Below are 18,129 nucleotides of genomic sequence, written 5' to 3' on the forward strand. Positions count from 1 at the left end.
GAAAAACTGAGCCCATGATTGCCTCTCGAAAGCCACCTGCCTCGCCACCCGGCCCGATCGTTTATATCGTCGACGATGATGAATCGATGCGGGAGTCGCTCATCGACCTTTTCCGGTCGCTGTCGATGAACGCCATAGCCTTTGAAGATACGGCATCCTTCCTCGCAGCCGCCCGGCCCGGGGCGGGATGCATTCTGCTGGATATGCGATTGCCGGATCTCGGTGGGTTGGAACTGCAGGCGCATCTCAATGCCAAGGGAAACAAGATGCCGATCATCTTCATGACCGGCTATGGCGACATCCCCTTGACTGTGAAGGCGATAAAGGCCGGTGCGTCCGATTTCCTGACCAAACCCTTCGGTGACAAGGAACTGTTGGATGCAGTCAATGTCGCGCTCGAACGTGATGCCGAGATCCGCAAGGGTGACACGGTGCTTGAGGCAGCGGCAAGCCTTTATGAGACGCTGACCGCACGCGAGCAAGAAGTCATGCAGCTCGTCGTTAGCGGCCTCATGAACAAGCAGATCGCTTTCGAGCTCGGCATCACGGAAGTCACCGTCAAACTGCACCGCGGCAATGTCATGCGAAAGATGGATGTCCGCTCGCTGGCCGACCTTGTCCGGGTCGGCGAGGCTCTTGGCTACGGCAAACAGCCATAGGCGGTCCCTCCGCCAATGACGCGGGTGAGCAGGTGCAGATACTGGTCAGTGCGGAACAACACGCTGCGGATGGGAGAATATCTCGAAATCCTCGCCTCGGGCGAGAGCGATCAGTGTGACGCCGGCGGCCTCGGCGGTGCGGATCGCAAGCGCTGTCGGTGCCGACACCGCTATCAGGACGGCGCATCCGAGCATCGCGGTCTTTTGCACCATCTCGACGGAAATGCGGCTGGTCACGACAATGGCTCCCTCGTCGCATTGGACGGAAGAGCGAAGTGCAAATCCGCAAAGTTTGTCGAGCGCATTGTGCCGGCCGACGTCTTCGCGTGCCGCGACGAGGCCTGTGTCCGGCATGTAGAGACCGGCGGCGTGAACGGCTCTGGTTTCGCGATGAAGCTTTTGCGCGCCGTATAGTTTGGCGGTTGCGGCGACCACGGACGTGTGGGAGATCCGGGTGCCGACCGAAGACAGGTCCGGCAAGCTTCGCATTGCCTGATCGATGGATTCGATCCCGCAAAGGCCGCAGCCGACCGGACCGGCCATGCTACGCTTTCGAGCCCGCAAGAGATCGTTGACGTCCTCGACGAGCGAGATCTGCAGGTCTATGCCCTGGTCCTGCTCGACCACATCGATCGACCGTATCTGAGAGAGTTTGTCGATGACCCCTTCCGTCATGCTGAAGCCGATCCCGAAATCGATGAGGTCGTCTGGTGTTGCCATCAGCACGGCATGCGAAGACCCGCCATAAGAGATCGCGATCGGCACTTCCTCCGGCACGAGACGGATGCTGTTTTGCTCAGACCAGATGTCGTGGATCGAACGCGTCGGTGTCGATTGCAGGGTCGGCCGCACAAATGTCATCGAACGAGCGCCCTCAGTGACGGCGACTTTTCCACCATCCGTTGGAGAGTACGCCTGTGCATCGATAGTCGGCGAGCAGTCCGAGTGATATTGGCCCCGCACGAAAGGAGAGTCTGTCGTATGTGTTCATCACGGACGACGTTTGGACCTTCCACGCACGCCAATTGCAGTGAAGAGCCCATATCTTTTTCCATGAGGATTGCGAGGACGAACTCTGCTGAAAGAGGTTTAGGCAATACGTCAGCAGCGCCGGCTCGCGTTACCGAAACGGCCGTCGCGATGTCGCAATGAGCGCTGTGGACGACGGTCCTGCAGCGGGGATGACGGATCGACAGCATCCGCAGGATATCGATCCCCGTCCCTTCTGCGAACTTGAGCTCGGTGATGCAAAAATGGATGTCGCTCGACATGATGTGCTCGGCTGCAGTGTCTATGTCCGACGCGATTAATACCTGGTAGTCGCCGTGGAGAAGCGTCTGGACCAATGCCGAGTCCGCAGACAGCGATGGATCTGCAAGCAGAATAGCCGGCCGCCTTCGACCGCCCGATGTCTCTCTTTCATCAAATCTATCTGCCATGAATCGATCTCCAGTTGGTGATCGAAGGCTACGAATATCCATGCGGTTTCTAAACTATACATTGGAGTAGGTCTGCCCATACGAGTCGTCAGTTCGGTTGCCGCGCACGAGAACACCGGCGTCGCCGGCTTGGCCAAACTTTGGGGCAATGCGCCCCTCTCCGCCATTCCTACACTCTCGTATAGTTACGGCGCCCCATTGCATCGTCTAGCTTTCCGACAATCGAACCGCCGAGCGCCCCTTGGCGGGAGTCCGATTTCTTCAGCTTGCGAACATTTGCGCCGGCGTACTCAATCTCTGCAAAAAATACCGGCGAGTACCCCGCCGGCATGGAGAAAGTCGCCACCGTTCATATAAAGGAGCCGCGGTGAAAATCTCTATTCTTGAACAATCGACCGTGTCGGAAAACGGGTCGCCATCGGATGCCATCCAGAACACCGTCTGGCTGGCGCGCGAAGCCGATTATCTCGGCTATGAACGGCTTTGGCTGTCCGAACATCACAATATGAGCATCCTGCAGGGATCGTCGCCGGAAGTGCTGCTTGCAGCCGTCGGATCGAAGACGGATCGGATCCGGCTTGGCTCAGGGGGCGTGATGCTGCCCAACCATTCCGCCTACAAGGTGGCCGAGAACTTCCGCGTTCTCGAGGCTCTGTTCCCCGGGCGTGTCGATTGCGGTATCGGCCGCGCCAGCGGCGGCGATCCCTACTCGACGGCGCTCCTCAATCCCCCTGAAGGGATAGAATTCAGCCAGCAGGTTGGGCAGCTTGAACGTTTCTTCCATGACGAACATCAAAGGGCGATCGCGATGCCCAAGGTAAGCGGCGCCCCGCCCCTGTGGCTGTTGTCGGCCGTTTCACATCCTGACAGCGGCAGCATGGCCGCCGAGAAGGGCATGGGCCTTGCGGTTGCCCTGTTCATCAATCCCGCAGCGACCCGCGAAGCCGTGGAACAGTACCGTCGAAACTTCAAGCCTTCGCCGGAATTTCCCGAGCCGCGCGTTTTGATCGCTCTGAACTTCATCGCGGCCGACACTTCCGAGAAACTCGCGCAGCTGAAAAAGGCGTCGGATTATTTCCGGCTGATGCGCGACAGCGGCAATTATCCGAAGGCTGTGCCCTCACCCGAAACGTTGGATCAGGTGGAATTCTCGCCGAGCCAGCAGGCCTATCTGAAACAGATCGCCAATCGCGAGGTCATCGGCCTGATTGATGATGCGATCAAGCAGATCCGTGAGCGTGCAGCCGCATACGATGCCGACGAGGTCATGTTGACAACCATGTGTTTCGATATCGAAGACAAGATCCGCGCCTTCCACCAGGTCGCCGACAGGATCGTGAGCTGATGGCTATGAGCGAAAAACTGACACTTTCCGTCCTTGATATCGGCCCTATCCGATCGAACCAGACGGCAACCGACTGCTTCACCTCCATGATCGAGCTCGCAAAATATGGCGAGGCGCTTGGCTACAACCGTTACTGGTTGGCCGAGCATCACAATGTCGCTGCTGTCGCCGCCAGTCACACAGCGACCTTGGCACCGGTTATCGGCGCTCACACGAAAAGAATCAGGATCGGTGGCTGCGTCTTGCTGGCGCATTATCCGCCGCTCCTGGTGGCGGAGCAAATGGGGCTTGTCGAGGCCTGTTATCCGGGCCGGGTCGATCTGGGCATTGGCCGATCGGCCGGTGCGGATTGGGCGACCAGTTCTTTGCTGCGCGGCGGCATGGATCAAAAGTCGGACGAGGTCATGATCCGGGATTTGACCAATCTGCTTGCGCTCAATCGGCCAGAAGGACTGACGATCGAAGAGGACGGCCGGGAGTTCACCTTCAGATCGGTGCCGAATGCGGCAAGCGCCCCCAGCCCTTGGATCCTTGGAACGTCCTGGTACTCCGCGCAATTGGCGGCCGAGCTCGGTCTTCCATACGCGTTCGGCTATCACATTCGCGCGGAAGGCGCGAAGGAAGCCATTGCGCTCTACCGGGAGCGCTTCAGGCCAAGCGCCTATCTCGCCGAGCCGCGCGTGCTCGTTTCGGCCATCGTCGTCATCGGAGAAACGGATGCGGAAGCCGAACGACTGGCCAGGCCGCAGCTGTTCTTCATGTCCTCGTTCCGTTCAGGCGAGCCCGTCCAGTCTCAGATGCTTGTCGAAGAGGCCGACAGCATGGGGTTTCCCACCCGCCACGAAGGGCTCGTCCAGATGTTCCGGCGCTCATGGATCGTCGGCTCTCCGGATCGTGCCGCAGAGGCCGTTGCTACCCTCGCCGCCGATCTCGGCGTCACGGAAATGATGATCAACCCTGTCGTGGCGGCCTATGCCTCGCAGCCGGCCGATCGGGCACCGAACCGCGAGTTTACCTTGGCCGCACTTGCCGAGCGTATCCCGCAATAGCAACAGGCAAACATTCGGGCTGAACGCACAACACCCCGCCTGCACAAGGCGGGGTATTTCTGTTGTATGGCCGCGATGCTTATGGAACGCGATCGTCTCGTCGCCGTTCCGCGGCGATTTCCTGAAGATCGAGATCCTGCTCGATATTCTTCATGATCCTGTCCGACACATAACCCCCACGATACATTTTGAGGACCTCAGCGCGACCGACGCGGATGGCGCAGAGAATGGCGTCGAAGTGATCGGCCGACAATGGCCGACGGCGCTCCGGGGCGGTATCGAAGTGGGGGCCTGCCTCGACACTGAACAGGTCCCGGTCGGACACGCGCGGCCGGCGGCGTGTCCGTGTCGCATGGCAATGATCGAGCATTGCCTGATACTGGATCACAGCCACCTTCTTGCGGACATTCACTTCATCTCTAGCGAGCTGGGAATTGCTCTTCAGGCTGACGGACGGGAACATCTTGACCAAGAGCGGGAGCGTGGTTCCCTGAACGAGAACGGTGACGAGGATGACGCCGAAAGCCGACGCGAGAATAAGGTCGCGCCCTGGGAAGTCAACGGGCAAGGACAGCGCCGCCGCCAGCGTAACGACACCTCTCATCCCGGCCCAGCTGACGATAACCGTCATCGGCAGTGAGGGCAGATGCCTGGGGTGGATCCCGAACCGCGACAGGACGGTCCAAACGAGGTCCGAACCGACGAGCCAGACAAAGCGCGCACAGATGACCGTCACAACGACTGCGGCGACTGGCAGAGCAAGCGTTTGAAGGCCATCCCCGACGCTTTCGAAGTGATGGAGTGCATGGCGTAGCGAAAGGCCGATCAGGATGAAGAGAAGGGATTCAAGAAGGAAGACCAGGACACGCCAGAAGGCCTGGGCGCGAATCCTGGTTGCTGCGGAAAAGATCTCGTGCTGTTGCCAGCCCAGCATCAGACCGGTGGTGACCGTTGCAAGCACGCCGGAGAAACCCAGCCGATCTGCGGTCATGTAGGAAACGGCGGCCAGCAATAGTGTTCCGGTGATGATGAGCTCGCTATTTCCGAACTGGCGCAACAATCGCAGCGCGACCCAGCCGAGACAGAACCCGACCGTGACCCCACCGACGGAAACGGCAAAAAAAGTCTCGACGCCGACAGGTGCATCAAACACCCCGCTGCGCGCTGACGAAACTGCGTAATGGAAAAGGACGAGGCCACTTGCATCATTTACGAGGCTTTCGCCCGTCAACACGGTCGTGACGCGGTTCGGTAGACGCAGACGATCGAGGACCGCCTTGGCGGCGACGGCATCGGGCGGCGACACGATTGCTCCCAGCGCAAAGGCGGCAGACCAGGGAAGATTCGGCTGCAGCCAGTGGACGACGCAACCGACAGCCAGCGTGGTGAAGGCGACGGCGCCGACGGCGAGCGAAGAGATCGCTGCGAAATACTGCTTGAAGTCGAGCCAGACCGTCTGATAGGCGCTGCTGAGCAAAAGCGGTGGCAGGAAAACGACCATGACGAGGTTGGGATCCATCGCCACGACTGGAATGCCGGGGATAAAGGCGATAGCGATCCCGCCGCCGATCAGCGCAGCTGCCGGCGGCAGCCTGAGACGGCGGGCTGCAAGCGCCAGGCCGAGAACAGCCATGAGCAAGCCAACCAGGAAGTCATATTCGAGTTCGATGGACATGTCGGCAGTCTCGCAGATCAAAAGGCGCTGACGGAGCGATCGTCGCGGAAACGGTTGAAGCACAGACTGATCATGGCTTCGGCCGAACAGCATGGATTGCCCTGCCGACGGTGCGCAAGCACGACCCTTTATTATCATTGCTGGCATCGGGTGCGATCTGCCTGACGCGACCTATATGCGCGCACCGACCGCCCGCGGGGTTTACTATGCTTGCGCGTCTCCCGGGGCGGGTAGCTTGCTTCTGGCGGTGGAAGACCGAGGACGCCCCGTCAGCGAACACCCATGTAGGCGGCGCGGAGAAACTCCATATAGCGGTCGCGACCGTGGAGAACGCCTTTGGTTCCGAGGCGAGCCGCAACAGCGCTCGACCAGCCGACGGGCACCATGCCCTGCTTGTCCTGAAACTGGCTCATGACGTGGTCATAGGCCGCGATCTCCTGCCGCCCGGCCATCCGATAGAATTCGTCATGGACGACAACCTCCTGGGCCAGACGCGGCTTGATATCAGTATCGTGTCTTGGATGCGGACGTCCGACGACCAAACCGGTGACAGGGGCGCAGCGGGCCGGCAGTTTCAGGAGAGATGAGAGGACCGCTGCATTGTCGCGCACCGCACCGATAAAGCAGGTGCCATATCCCAACGCCTCAAACGCAAGGGCGGAGTTCTGCGCGGCAATGCAGGTATCGACCGTCCCCAGCATCATTGATTCGAAATAGTCGAACGCCTCAAGCGGCGTGTCGTAGGCTTGTCCGATCGCATAGTTGCGGCTCTGGTCGGCGAGCCACACGAGCATCACTGGCGCCTCCTCGATCTGACCCTGGTTGCCGCAAAGCCGGTTGACTTCGCGCTTGTGTGCCGGGTCGGTGATCTTGATCACGCTCCAGCTTTGCAGGTTCGACGACGTTGCAGCAGACTGGGCGGCCGCAATGGCGGTCCTGATGTCGGCTTCCGCCACCGGGTCGGATGTGAAGCGTCTGATAGTCCGATGCATGAGCATGTGATCGACCACGGCATTGCCGGTCCGCACGGTGGCATCGGTTTCGCCATATCGAACCTCATTGATCCTCATGCGATGACCATTGCCGTCCGGGAACACCCAGAGCGACAAGGGCACATCACCCGAGATATAGCCGATGAAATCAGTCCTCGTTCTCGATAGTCAGAATGATCTTGCCGAAACCGCCGCCGGCCTCCATCGAGCTGTGGGCTTCCGCTGCGCGCGCAAGCGGGAAGATCTGGCTGATAACCGGCCGCAGGCGCCCATCGCGGAACATCGGAAGGCCATCTTCGGCAAACCGCTGCACCATCGCCCGCTTTTCCTCGGCCGTGCGAGACTTCATCACGGTGCCGATGATCTTCAGGTGGTTGTGAAGAACGAGCCCGAGCGAGATGTCGGTATTGTCCTGGCCGCTAAGGAGACCGACCTGAACAAGCCGGCCGCCGGGGCGCAGGCTGCGGAGGTTGCGGCCGAGATAGGGTCCGCCGACGAAGTCGACGATAACATCGACACCCTGCCCGTCCGTCGCTTCTCGGATGCCCGCTTCGAAGTCTTCCGAATTATAGTCGAAAACGCGTTCGGCGCCGAGCGCCTGAACCTCATCGCGCCGAGACGCCGAAGCGGTTGCGAAGACACGTGTTCCGATCGCATTTCCGATCTGGACGGCGGCGGAGCCGATTCCACCGGCAGCAGCATGGATAAGAACCGAATTGCCCGGCGCGATCTCGCCCAGATGAACGAGGGCTTCCCAGGCGGTCACGAAGGATTCCATGATCGCCGCAGCTTCGATAAAGCCGAAACCTTCTGGCACCGCGACGGCCATGCGGCGATCGACACGCGCGAACTCTGCATATGCGCCACCGCCTACGATGGCCATGATCCTATCACCTGGCTCGACGTCCGAGACATCGGAACCGACTGCGATGACTTCACCCGACAGCTCTAATCCCAACAAAGGACTTTCTCCGTAGGTTTGGGTGCCGTAATAGCCTTGGCGCTGAAGGAGGTCGGCGCGATTGACGCCAAGCGCCTTCACCCCAACGAGAATGTCTCCCGGGCGCAGCTCGGGCTGCGAAACGTCGGCAAGGCGGAGAACATCCGCCTTACCGAACTGATCATAGATGATCGCCTTCACTCTGCGGCAACCTTGGCTGCTGCCTTGGCAAGAGCCTTGCGCGCGATGCTTTCGGCAAAGAGCGGTGTCTCGCGGTGATTGTGGTCACCGCCTGCCGCCTGGCGCGCGGCGGCAGCGTCTTCGAAGGACTGGCCGTGCTGCTCGATGAAAGCCATGAAAGCATCGGTCGGATGGCACGTAACCTGGTTGGTGTAGCGGGTACGGTTGCCGTCGATCGCTTCAGCCTTCAGCTCCCAGATCACGTTGACCTGCGTGCGTTCGCCGGTCGGGGTGAAGACGTCGGAGATGGAGTTCATCTTGCAATAGGATGGCGTGGCTTCCTCGGCGACATAGTGCTGGATGACCAGGCCGGTCCCGATTTTCTCGACATTGATGGACATCTTGCGTCCGTCGTCGGTAAAGGTTGCGCCGCAGGAAACGTGATCCGGCGCGCAGCAACGCTGATATTCTGCTTCCGGAAGATTGAAGAGCCAATCGGCGATATCAATCTGTGCCAACGGTACGTCGACTTCATGCGAATAAGCCGAGAACGAGAGCAGCTTGTCGGTGAGAACTTTCATGATCTTTTCCTTTCGGTCTGATTTCGGCACCTTGAAAACCAGAACCTTGCTGGCAGTGTTCGTGGCGCTCTGTGGGTGGTCGTCAAGAGCAAACCGTCGTCTGCTCTGGGGTGAAATTGCCATCAGGGGCGGTCGGCCTCAATTATACGGATAGGTTTCCACCCTACACCTTGGTCTTGGTTTGCACGCTGGAGCCATGCGATTGAATGCGCTTCTGCGGCATGGGCGGGGCAAGGATCCTTGCTCTTGCCCAAGATGACGCAACGAGGTGGAAGAAATTGCACCAGATGGACTTGAGGTATAAGCCCAGATCTCCTCGAAACGGCTTTGTCCGGAATGCAAAGATGAAAGCAGAATCTCTCTCGACCTTTGTCGACGTTGTCCAGGCTGGGAGTTTCTCCGGGGCTGCCCGCAAGAGAGCCGTTACCCCGTCCGCGGTCGTGCGTCAGATCGACCTGCTTGAGGAAGATCTTGGGGTTGCGCTTCTGATCCGCTCCACCAGGGCTTTGACCCTGACGGACGCCGGAGAAAAGCTGCACGAGCGTGCCTTGCGGCTTCTCGACGATCTCGCCGATACGCGTGCCGAAGTGGCCGCCTTTGGTGGGTCGGTTTCAGGGACGCTGCGGGTCGCCTGTTTCCCAACGTTTGGCAAGCGTTATGTCCTGCCGGTCGTTGCCGCTCTGCAGGCCGAGCATCCCGCCTTGAAGATTGAGCTTGAGCTCACCGAGCGCCTTGCCGATCCGGTGCAGGAGCGCCTCGATCTGGTCATTCGGATGGGCATTTTGCCCAACAGCACATTGATCGGAACGAAGCTCGCTCCTTTCCGTCGGCTTCTTGTGGCAAGCCCGGTATATCTGGAAAAGGCGGGTGTGCCCAAAACCGTCGAGGACTTGCACGGCCACCGTCTTCTCGACAAGCTCCACGGCGCCGATCTCCTAGGCTGGAACGAGGTGCTCGGCTCGCCGGCAGGAGAAGGCGAACGCGGACAAGTAACATTCCGCTCGGATGATTTCGAGGCATTGCGCGGTGCTGCCGAAGCTGGGATGGGAGTAGCATTTTTGTCGACATGGGTCGTGGGTCCAGACATCAAGCAGGGCAAGCTGGTCGAGGTCCTTTTCGGTCACGATCGCTGGAACGACGACCCGGCGGGCATCTACCTGCTTCGCGCTCTACCCCGGCCGAGTGCCAAGGTTCAGGCGTTCTCGAAGGCGCTCATTGCCTCGATTGGAAACCCGCCGAACTGGGAACAGAAGCGATAAGAAGCCCGTCGCCTATCTGTGGGAAAACGATCCTCCTCAGTGGTTAGATCAAGGGCTTGGGGTGGTGCGACTGTGATGTATTGATCCACTTGCAGATCCGAAGGGCTAGTGAATGCAGCTTACTGAGATTGACTTGGCAAAGCCTGAAACTCTGCCTCGTATGCCGGCTCCGGGAAAATGCATTTATTGTTATGAGGTCTACCCCAACGAGGATCTAACCGACGAGCACGTCGTTCCTTATGCGCTCGCTGCAAACGCTATGATCCTCGGAAAGTCCTGTTGCAAAGCCAGAGAGATCACCCGATATGAGCAGGCGGTCCCGAAGCACCAGCTGGGCGTCTTTAGAGCGCAGGTCGATGCGCCGACGCGCAACAAGAAAGATCGTCCCGAGCTTATACCCATTCACTTTGCTGAAGTAGACGACGACGGGCGCCTCACCAGAGACCTGGGTGTGAGGTCAATCCCAATCGAAAAGACGCCGGTGATGATAAATCTCTGGCAATCGCCACCACCTGCGATCCTTCAGGAAACGCATGGTCGCCCCAGCAAGCCCTGGACTTTTACCGATCAGGCAGCTGTTGAAGCACTTTGCCGCCAGGTCGCGAAGGAGACCGGCGCTCGAAATGGCATAGCAATGCATGTAGGAGACGTGAATCGAAACCACTATCTCCGCGCTCTTGCAAAGACGGCGCATGCCTACGCCGTGGCAGAGTGCGGTGTTGATTCATTCGAGCCTCTGCTGACGGATATAATCTTGAACCGTTCAGATGACCTGGAAACTTATGTCGGCGACATGCCGGGGATTGGCCCATTCGCTCGCGACCCCTCGCATACTCTTCAGATATCCGCAGGCGAAGCTGCCGGAGGCCCGACAGGACCCTATGTCGTCGTCCGTATTCAGCTCTCTCCCAGCATCCGGAGCCCGGAACACTTGGTAGTGGTTGGAAAGCCTAAAGCTCAGCTCGTCGAAAAGTTCGTATAACCGGGGCAGGCCAGAAGTTCGGATTGCCATTCTCAGGCAAAGTCAATTGTACCCAGCACCCCAACCTATACAACAGTATGGTTGTCCTATCGCTACGTCTGCGGGATTGATGAGCCAAAGCGGAAGGAAAAGCGATGCAGATGACGGTCCAAAACCCAGGTCAGTCGTGGGAAGCGCCGGCAGATAGCGGTCTCGTCGACCCATTCGGCCGCGCGGTGACCTATTTGAGGGTATCGGTGACCGACCGTTGCGATTTCCGCTGCACCTATTGCATGGCAGAGAACATGCAGTTCCTTCCAAAGAAGGACCTCCTGACACTCGACGAACTGAACCGTCTGTGCTCGGCCTTTATCAAAAGAGGTGTCCGAAAGCTGCGCTTGACCGGCGGTGAACCGCTTGTCCGCAAGAACATCATGCATCTCGTGCGACAGCTCGGCCGGCAGATAGGCCAGGGCCTGGACGAGTTGACCTTGACGACCAACGGGTCGCAGCTGGCGCGCCATGCGGATGAACTCTTCGATTGTGGCATTCGCCGCATCAACGTTTCGCTGGACACGCTCGACCCGGAAAAGTTTCGCACCATTACGCGCTGGGGTGACTTTTCGAAGGTGATGGAGGGGCTCGACGCTGCCCAAAAGGCAGGGATCGCGATCAAGCTCAACGCCGTCGCCCTGAAGGATTTCAACGAGGTGGAAACCCCGGCACTCATTCGATTTGCTCATGGCCGGGGTATGGATCTGACCCTGATTGAGACCATGCCGATGGGGGAAATCGACGAAGACCGAACCGATCGCTACCTGCCTCTTTCCAAGCTGCGCGCAGATCTTGAGAAGCAGTTTACCTTGCACGATCTGGCCTATCGCACCGGCGGCCCAGCGCGCTATGTCACCGTCGCCGAGACCGGCGGCCGGCTCGGTTTCATCACCCCGATGACCCATAATTTCTGCGAGAGCTGCAATCGTGTACGCCTCACCTGCACGGGCACGCTTTATATGTGCCTGGGCCAAGAGGATGCGGCCGACCTGCGGTCGGTGCTACGATCAAGCGAGAGCGCTCAGAGCCTGGAGGCCGCCATTGAAGCCGCAATCGCTCGCAAGCCCAAAGGCCACGACTTCATCATCGATCGCGCGAGCAATCGACCGAGCGTCGGGCGACACATGAGTGTCACGGGCGGCTGAAGATTGTCAAACTCGCCGGATCCACGTGTGCTGACACACCGTGGATTTCATCCCGATTGCCTAAAACAAGAAGATGCGATGAGCACTGGCGGCTTGCCGATCTAAAGCAATCGATCGCCAGCTTTCACGACGCCTTCGGCAAGGCCAGTGCGACGTCGATAAATTCAATCAGCTTCGGTAGGTCGACCGGTTTCCCGAGGAACGCTAAGGCCCCTCCGTCAAGAGCGGCCGTGCGAGTTCGTTCGTCGTGATAAGACGTCATGAATATCATCGGTGGACGATCCCCATCCTGGTTCAATCGGCCCTGAAGCTCAATGCCGCTCAGGCCTGCCATCTTGACGTCGACGACCATGCAATCGATCGCTGTACGTGGCTTGAATGCGAGGAATGCTTCCGCAGAATCGAACAGCTTGCTTTCATGACCTAGTGACTTCACTAAGTCATCAAGTGCTTCACGAATTGCCAGATCGTCATCAACGATGGCTATTAAAGGGGTATGGGGCACTTATTCCGTCTTTCATATATATCTAACCACGGCCTTAAGCCACGCGCACCATTGCAGGCTTTGCTGCACGTATGAGATGTTCGTTGGCTTGCTCGGTGGCACGCACCAGTTCCGCGACCGACTTGACCTGCATCTTGCGCATGACATTGCCTCGATGCAGCTTTACGGTGATCTCGCTAATCCCGAGCCTGAATGCGATCTGCTTGTTCATCAAGCCTTCGACCACTGCCTCCATGACTTCCCGCTCTCTTACGGTCAATGTTTCAAAGCGCGTCGTTACCTCTAGATGGCGCCGCATTTCACGACGGCGGGTGGCATCGCGTTCGACGGCGGCAAGCACCGCGTCAAGGATATCCTGATCGCGGAATGGCTTGGCAAGGAAATCGACGGCCCCCGCCTTCATCGCCCGCACGCTCATCGAAATATCGCCATAACCAGTCATGAAAACGATCGGAAGCAGACTGCCCGAGCGTTCAAGCTGTGCCTGGAAATCGAGACCATTGATGCCGGGCAGCCGGACATCGAGGACGATGCACCCGGGACGATTAAGGTCGGCCAGACCCATGAACTCGTTCGGGTTTGCGAAAGCCTGCGCTTCGAACTTCATCGAGAGAAAGAGATCGACCAAGGACTCACGCATCGAGAGATCGTCGTCAAGAATGTAGATGACGGGGGAGTCCGGGTTCCGCTTGCTGGATTTCAGTTCAAGCATTGGCTGTCTCCTTCGGTAACTTGATCTCAAATATAGCGCCGCCGTCCGGATGATTGTTCCCATCGAGCGTACCGCCTCTGGCTTCTATTGTACTTCTGCAAATTGAAAGGCCGATCCCCATGCCATTATCCTTGGTTGTGAAGAACGGCTTGAACAAATTCTGCTGTGCGTCGTCACCCAAGCCATCACCTGTGTCCCTCACCGCGATGAGGATGTGATCCGCCTCTCCTGGAGAATCGAGACTAATCGTCACAAGCCGCTTTTGAGATTGCGACGCACTCATCGATTGGGCCGCATTGGAAATCAGATTGATCAGGACCTGCTGCATCTCGAGGCGTACGGCTTTGAAGCGCGGGATCTTCGTCTTATGGATGATCTCCACCTCGGTCCGGTCGCGCTGCAGATCATGATCCATCAACGTGAGAGTATCAGTGATCAATCTCTCCAAATCGATCGTCTCGCTCTCTTTGGGCGTTGAGAGCATCATCGAGCGGGTGCTCTTGAAAATATCGCTAGCACGATTGCTGTCCCGCAAAATGCGTTCCGCTGACCTTTTGGCTGCATCGATGTCCGGCGGATCGCGTTCGAGCCACCTCACGAGGGTCTGCGAATTTACCGTGATCGCACCGAGGGGCTGATTGAGCTCGTGGGCAAGCGATGCGGACAGGGCACCGACCGTTGCGGCCTTGGAAGCCCTGCTCAACTCCGCCTGCGCCTCGGCCAAGGCCATGCGCGCCTCTTCTCGCTGCGTCACATCAACCATACTCACGACGACGCGATTGAACGCCGACGGATCTGTCGGGAAACTGATACCCAGGAGAACGAGCCGACGCTCGCCGGCCTCGTTGAACACCTCGGCATTGTCCTCGAAGTAGGTTGCCCCATCCATAATGGCCTGCAGCAGGGAAGCGAACGTGCAGCTGTCCGTCGGGATGATGCGGTGCATAACGCCACCATGAACGTCCGCAGTGAATGACCCGAGAAGCTCGACTGCCGCTTCATTGGCATCGACGACTTCGATTTTGCTAACACATTCGCCAAGCACGTGCGGGTGATCCTGGACATAGGCCTTCATGTCGGTGACGCCGGCAGACTTCAGGCCGGTGATGTAGTCGAGCAGTTTCGAGTAATCGCGCTCCCATAGAGCGACCCGGGTGCGATCGAAGATCGAACGGTAGCGCTCTTCGCTTTCGCGCAATGCCGCGTTGGTGCGAAGCAAGGCGCTGCGAGCACGCTCGTTGCGCAGGAGCAGTGCCGTCGTCACGGCAAGAGCAGCAAGCGCTACGCAAAGACGCAGGAAGGTTGCAAAATCGGGATCGGGTGCGTGTGTGAAGAAGAACGACGCCAAGGAAAAGACCATGAATAGTGCAGTCAGCAAGATCAAGCCAAGTCGGTTGACCGCTTCGGCCGCTAGCAACAGTGCGATCGCGTACAGAACAGCAATCGCGCCCTCAATCCCCGTGAACGTATCCACAGCGAACACCGCCAACGCGACGAACAGCGCCCCTCCGGCGAATATAAAGTCGTGGCGACCTGCGTCCTGCCTTGCGAATCTCACTTCCAGCACCTGTGAAATGGATGGTTCCAAATATTCGAGATTGACGATATCGGTTCGCGCCTTCGGCCGGACCTATACAATGGTCTAGTGGATTGGCCGGCTGCCGCGCGCGGCAGCCTGCATTTCCGGGAAAGTCATGTTTAAAAAAGAGGCCGCCTTCCGGCGGAGGAAGACGGCCTATTGCGGATCGCGGTGGTCCGCAGGTCGTCCGAGGGGAGGGGAAGCTCGGACGTGTAGCGCTTTTGCTACAGACCTCGTCGTTGGGGGCGGCGACTAAGGTACGAGATGGAGATTACTGCCGCCGGCGCTGCGGCGGAACTATACTTAGGTGTTGTTTAATATAGACGTTCGCAGTCCATGAGAAAATCAGCCACAAGACAGGAAAAAGGCCCCGCGACAAAATCGCAGAGCCTGACGGGAAATGGACAGGCGCGCCTCGTAAAGGCTTACCGACCAGGATTTGATCAAATAGCAAAACTCTGCGCGATCCGGCCCACGGACGCTGACATCCGTTCAATCATGAATGGACCGTAACTCGCGTTCGCGAGCTCAGCGGCCGAGCCACGAAACGAAGCAGAAAGGTCAACCAACATCAGTTTGAGATCTTGCCGATTCTGCTCGTCAGCGAGCGACGCCATTCCTTCAAGCTTCAGCGAAAGATCGAGGACGATGGTTTCCCGTGCGTGGACCGTCAGCGACCGCAGATGGTCCTTTGAAGGCAATGGGATCGGCCTTTGGACATTGCGTAGACAAGCCTCGGCGAAAAGCGTTGAGGGCGCCATGGTTGAACTCTCTGCGGTTATATGGAATCGGCAATAGATTGACCATGACGTGCCTGAAAGCGGGCCGTACGGCTGTTGGTAGCGGTGGTTTCGGACCACAGGCGGCGCCGCCATCGTAACAGCGCTACTGAATGGTCGCGGCCTCAGTCTGGCATGATGCCAGGCTTGTTGCCGGGGATTTTTGCAATATCGCTGCGCTGCATGTTGAGATGCTGGGCGACGAGCGAAGGCGGCGTGTGGGAGAGCCACGACGCGAGCCCGACTTCCTGATATTCGGGCGCCTTGAAGACGGCGACGAATTGGAGATCCGCCTTGCCGGTGTTCTCGATGATATGCCCCTGACTTTTCTTGACGTAACCGATATCACCCGCACGAAAATCCGCGGTCTGGCTGCGGGGACCGGCATCGAAGACCGTCATCCGGCCCTCGCCCTTGATCCAATATTGCCATTCGTCGGCATTGGGATGCCAATGCATTTCCCGCACCGCACCCGGCTTGATCGTCTCGATCGCAGCGGCAATCGTCTTCGAAACGGTGAAGGCGCTGCTGTCGGCAAGCTGGATCGTACCGGAGGCATTCTGCTTCAACGGCGCCGAGGCTGCTAGCCGGTAGGTGAACGGATATTCCGGCAGACCGGCAGATGCGACCGCCTCCTGGTCGGCCGACAACGGGCCGGGCTCGGTTCCCTGGAAGATCCACAGGTCCTCGAGCGGGATATTCTTGAAGTCATCCTGCGGCATGCCGAAATTCTTGGCAAGCAGTTCCGGCTGGGTATGTGCAAGCCAGTCGGTCAGAAGAAGGGTCCCGTATTCGGACTGGTCGCCTTCGTCGAAGACAATGACAAATTCGCAGCCATCGGGGCCAAGCCCCTGCAGCGAATGCGGAAAGCCCGCCGGGAAATACCACAGGTCCCCTGCCCCGACGTCCTGGACATAGGCACGCCCCTTGGCATCGAGCACCGTGATGCGGCATCGACCATTGGTCACGATTGCCCATTCTGCCGCACGGTGCCAGTGCATCTCACGGATGCCGCCAGCGCTCAGGCGCATGTTGACGCCGGAGACGGCATCCGAGATCGCGAAGTCCGCCTTCGTCACCTGCCTGGCCCAGCCGCCGTTCTGAATACGCTTCGGCGCATTGTTGAAAGAGGCCCAAAAGAGCTGCATGTCGCCGACATCCGTCGATGGTGGGTTCTGGAATGAGGGAAACTGCTCGTTCAGCACGGGATTCTTCGGGCCGGGGTCGGTCAGGGAACCCGGATTTGCGTTGATCGCACCTTCCAGCGGATGGTCAGGATTGCCGAAGCTTGCGGCGCTCGCGGATGTCGCCGCCAACGCGGCGCCGCTGGCAGCACCTAGGGCAAGCATATGGCGTCGAGACAGAGGGTTCATGATCGTTCCTTACTCGTTTTTTGGATCGGTTCTGGTTTCACTTGTCGCCGCGGGCCGCCTTGGCGCGCGCACGCACGGGCATGGCTTTGGGTGTGAACGAGACATGTCCGCTGCTGTAGAATTGCGCCCAATACCCGAGCGCCACGAAGACGGCGCCGCCGATGAGATTGCCGAGCGTCACCCAGACGAGATTGTGGATCGCACCGGCAACAGTCACACCGGCTGGATGATCGCCGAGCAGCGCTAGCGAGAAGGTGAACATGTTGGCGACGGAATGCTCGAAACCGGAAGCGACGAAGATGGTGATCGGCCAGAAGATCAACATGATCTTGGCTGCCGCGTTATCTGTCCTGCCTGCCATCCAGATGGCGAGGCAGACCAGCCAGTTACAAAGGACGCCGCGGGCGAGCAGAGCAAGAGAGCCTGCCGACATTTTACCCGAGACTATGGCAAAGAAAGTCGCGCTGCCGTCGCCGAGCATGACGCCGCCGCCGGCAAGGTGGATGAGAGCAGCGAGGATCACAGCACCGATCAGGTTGCCGACCCAGGCGGCACACCAGACGCCGATCATGTCAGCCAGGCCGGCGCGACGGGTCAGAACGGCGAGCGGCATGTACATTGCGGTACCAGTGAACAGTTCAGAGCCCGCAAAGACCACGATGGTCAGCGCCGAGGAGAACACGATGCCCATGACCAGATGGGCCCAGGCCGGATCGACATGAGCTCCAGCGGTGAACATCAGCACGTCGCCGAAGCCGATATAGGCGCCGGCCATCGCGGCGCCAATTAGGAATGCGAAGAACTGGGTTTTGACAACTTGCGCCTTGTGGGCGCCGGCCTCGGCAAAACTATTGACCGAATCTTCGTACATCGTTCGACCTCTCCCGCCCACGTCCGGGCGA

At 58.9% G+C, this 18,129-nt stretch carries 18 protein-coding genes; 6 read left to right on the plus strand and 12 right to left on the minus strand.

Annotated elements, in window-relative coordinates; all coding sequences use genetic code 11:
* The first annotated feature begins 14 nt into the window (after nucleotides 1–14).
* Nucleotides 15–659 carry a response regulator transcription factor gene (locus ACQZ45_RS18760; protein ID WP_065689051.1) on the plus strand — a complete coding sequence of 215 codons (645 nt, stop codon included), beginning with the start codon at nucleotides 15–17 and terminating at the stop codon, nucleotides 657–659.
* A 45-nt stretch (nucleotides 660–704) separates the two neighbouring features.
* Here ACQZ45_RS18760 and fdhD read toward each other — a convergent pair whose 3' ends face one another.
* The gene (fdhD, locus tag ACQZ45_RS18765) at nucleotides 705–1,520 is read right to left on the minus strand and encodes a formate dehydrogenase accessory sulfurtransferase FdhD (RefSeq protein ID WP_448742423.1); all 816 of its coding nucleotides are present in this window, start codon (nucleotides 1,518–1,520) and stop codon (nucleotides 705–707) included.
* Nucleotides 1,517–2,098, minus strand: coding sequence for a response regulator transcription factor (locus ACQZ45_RS18770; protein ID WP_065689049.1), 582 nt, complete (start codon nucleotides 2,096–2,098; stop codon nucleotides 1,517–1,519). Before ACQZ45_RS18770 ends, fdhD begins: the two co-directional genes overlap by 4 nt.
* A gap of 367 nt (nucleotides 2,099–2,465) precedes the next feature.
* On the opposite strand from ACQZ45_RS18770, the gene ACQZ45_RS18775 reads away from it, so the two are divergent.
* Both ACQZ45_RS18775 and ACQZ45_RS18780 read left to right on the plus strand, forming a co-directional pair.
* Nucleotides 2,466–3,443, plus strand: coding sequence for an LLM class flavin-dependent oxidoreductase (locus ACQZ45_RS18775; protein WP_448742424.1), 978 nt, complete (start codon nucleotides 2,466–2,468; stop codon nucleotides 3,441–3,443).
* Complete coding sequence (locus ACQZ45_RS18780) at nucleotides 3,443–4,492, plus strand: MsnO8 family LLM class oxidoreductase (protein WP_448742425.1); 1,050 nt, start codon at nucleotides 3,443–3,445, stop codon at nucleotides 4,490–4,492. The genes ACQZ45_RS18775 and ACQZ45_RS18780 overlap by 1 nt, the downstream gene beginning before the upstream one ends.
* Nucleotides 4,493–4,571: 79 nt before the next feature.
* Here the strand turns inward: ACQZ45_RS18780 and ACQZ45_RS18785 are convergent, their stop codons facing one another.
* From ACQZ45_RS18785 to ACQZ45_RS18800, 4 genes are all read right to left on the minus strand, one after another.
* The gene (locus tag ACQZ45_RS18785) at nucleotides 4,572–6,167 is read right to left on the minus strand and encodes a Na+/H+ antiporter (protein WP_065689190.1); all 1,596 of its coding nucleotides are present in this window, start codon (nucleotides 6,165–6,167) and stop codon (nucleotides 4,572–4,574) included.
* A gap of 269 nt (nucleotides 6,168–6,436) precedes the next feature.
* Nucleotides 6,437–7,276 (minus strand): nitroreductase family protein, encoded by an 840-nt coding sequence (locus ACQZ45_RS18790; RefSeq protein ID WP_448742426.1) that lies wholly within the window; start codon nucleotides 7,274–7,276, stop codon nucleotides 6,437–6,439.
* A 31-nt stretch (nucleotides 7,277–7,307) separates the two neighbouring features.
* Complete coding sequence (locus ACQZ45_RS18795; protein ID WP_448742427.1) at nucleotides 7,308–8,300, minus strand: NAD(P)H-quinone oxidoreductase; 993 nt, start codon at nucleotides 8,298–8,300, stop codon at nucleotides 7,308–7,310.
* Nucleotides 8,297–8,860, minus strand: coding sequence for a hypothetical protein (locus tag ACQZ45_RS18800; RefSeq protein WP_112495572.1), 564 nt, complete (start codon nucleotides 8,858–8,860; stop codon nucleotides 8,297–8,299). The genes ACQZ45_RS18795 and ACQZ45_RS18800 overlap by 4 nt, the downstream gene beginning before the upstream one ends.
* 344 nt (nucleotides 8,861–9,204) lie before the next feature.
* Here ACQZ45_RS18800 and ACQZ45_RS18805 point away from each other — a divergent pair, with 344 nt between their 5' ends.
* From ACQZ45_RS18805 to moaA, 3 genes are all read left to right on the plus strand, one after another.
* Nucleotides 9,205–10,119, plus strand: coding sequence for a LysR family transcriptional regulator (locus tag ACQZ45_RS18805; protein ID WP_448742428.1), 915 nt, complete (start codon nucleotides 9,205–9,207; stop codon nucleotides 10,117–10,119).
* A gap of 112 nt (nucleotides 10,120–10,231) precedes the next feature.
* Nucleotides 10,232–11,101 carry a hypothetical protein gene (locus ACQZ45_RS18810; RefSeq protein ID WP_448742429.1) on the plus strand — a complete coding sequence of 290 codons (870 nt, stop codon included), beginning with the start codon at nucleotides 10,232–10,234 and terminating at the stop codon, nucleotides 11,099–11,101.
* A 134-nt stretch (nucleotides 11,102–11,235) separates the two neighbouring features.
* Nucleotides 11,236–12,279: a GTP 3',8-cyclase MoaA gene (gene moaA / locus ACQZ45_RS18815; protein ID WP_448742430.1), complete on the plus strand. Its 1,044-nt coding sequence runs from the start codon at nucleotides 11,236–11,238 to the stop codon at nucleotides 12,277–12,279.
* A gap of 124 nt (nucleotides 12,280–12,403) precedes the next feature.
* Here the strand turns inward: moaA and ACQZ45_RS18820 are convergent, their stop codons facing one another.
* The 6 genes from ACQZ45_RS18820 to ACQZ45_RS18845 all read right to left on the minus strand — a co-directional run bounded on the left by ACQZ45_RS18820 (nucleotide 12,404) and on the right by ACQZ45_RS18845 (nucleotide 18,098).
* Entirely contained in the window at nucleotides 12,404–12,784 is a 381-nt protein-coding gene (locus tag ACQZ45_RS18820) for a response regulator transcription factor (RefSeq protein WP_065689043.1), read from the minus strand.
* A gap of 34 nt (nucleotides 12,785–12,818) precedes the next feature.
* Nucleotides 12,819–13,496, minus strand: coding sequence for a response regulator transcription factor (locus tag ACQZ45_RS18825; RefSeq protein WP_065689042.1), 678 nt, complete (start codon nucleotides 13,494–13,496; stop codon nucleotides 12,819–12,821).
* Nucleotides 13,489–15,054, minus strand: coding sequence for a PAS domain-containing sensor histidine kinase (locus ACQZ45_RS18830; RefSeq protein WP_065689187.1), 1,566 nt, complete (start codon nucleotides 15,052–15,054; stop codon nucleotides 13,489–13,491). The genes ACQZ45_RS18825 and ACQZ45_RS18830 overlap by 8 nt, the downstream gene beginning before the upstream one ends.
* 464 nt (nucleotides 15,055–15,518) lie before the next feature.
* Complete coding sequence (locus ACQZ45_RS18835; protein WP_065689041.1) at nucleotides 15,519–15,836, minus strand: hypothetical protein; 318 nt, start codon at nucleotides 15,834–15,836, stop codon at nucleotides 15,519–15,521.
* 143 nt (nucleotides 15,837–15,979) lie between these two features.
* Nucleotides 15,980–17,227 carry an oxalate decarboxylase family bicupin gene (locus tag ACQZ45_RS18840; RefSeq protein ID WP_065689040.1) on the minus strand — a complete coding sequence of 416 codons (1,248 nt, stop codon included), beginning with the start codon at nucleotides 17,225–17,227 and terminating at the stop codon, nucleotides 15,980–15,982.
* Nucleotides 17,228–17,264: 37 nt separating this feature from the next.
* Nucleotides 17,265–18,098 (minus strand): formate/nitrite transporter family protein, encoded by an 834-nt coding sequence (locus ACQZ45_RS18845; protein WP_065689039.1) that lies wholly within the window; start codon nucleotides 18,096–18,098, stop codon nucleotides 17,265–17,267.
* Nucleotides 18,099–18,129 lie beyond the last annotated feature (31 nt).

It is taken from the genome of Agrobacterium sp. 16-2014-1-2a (genome assembly GCF_053522705.1).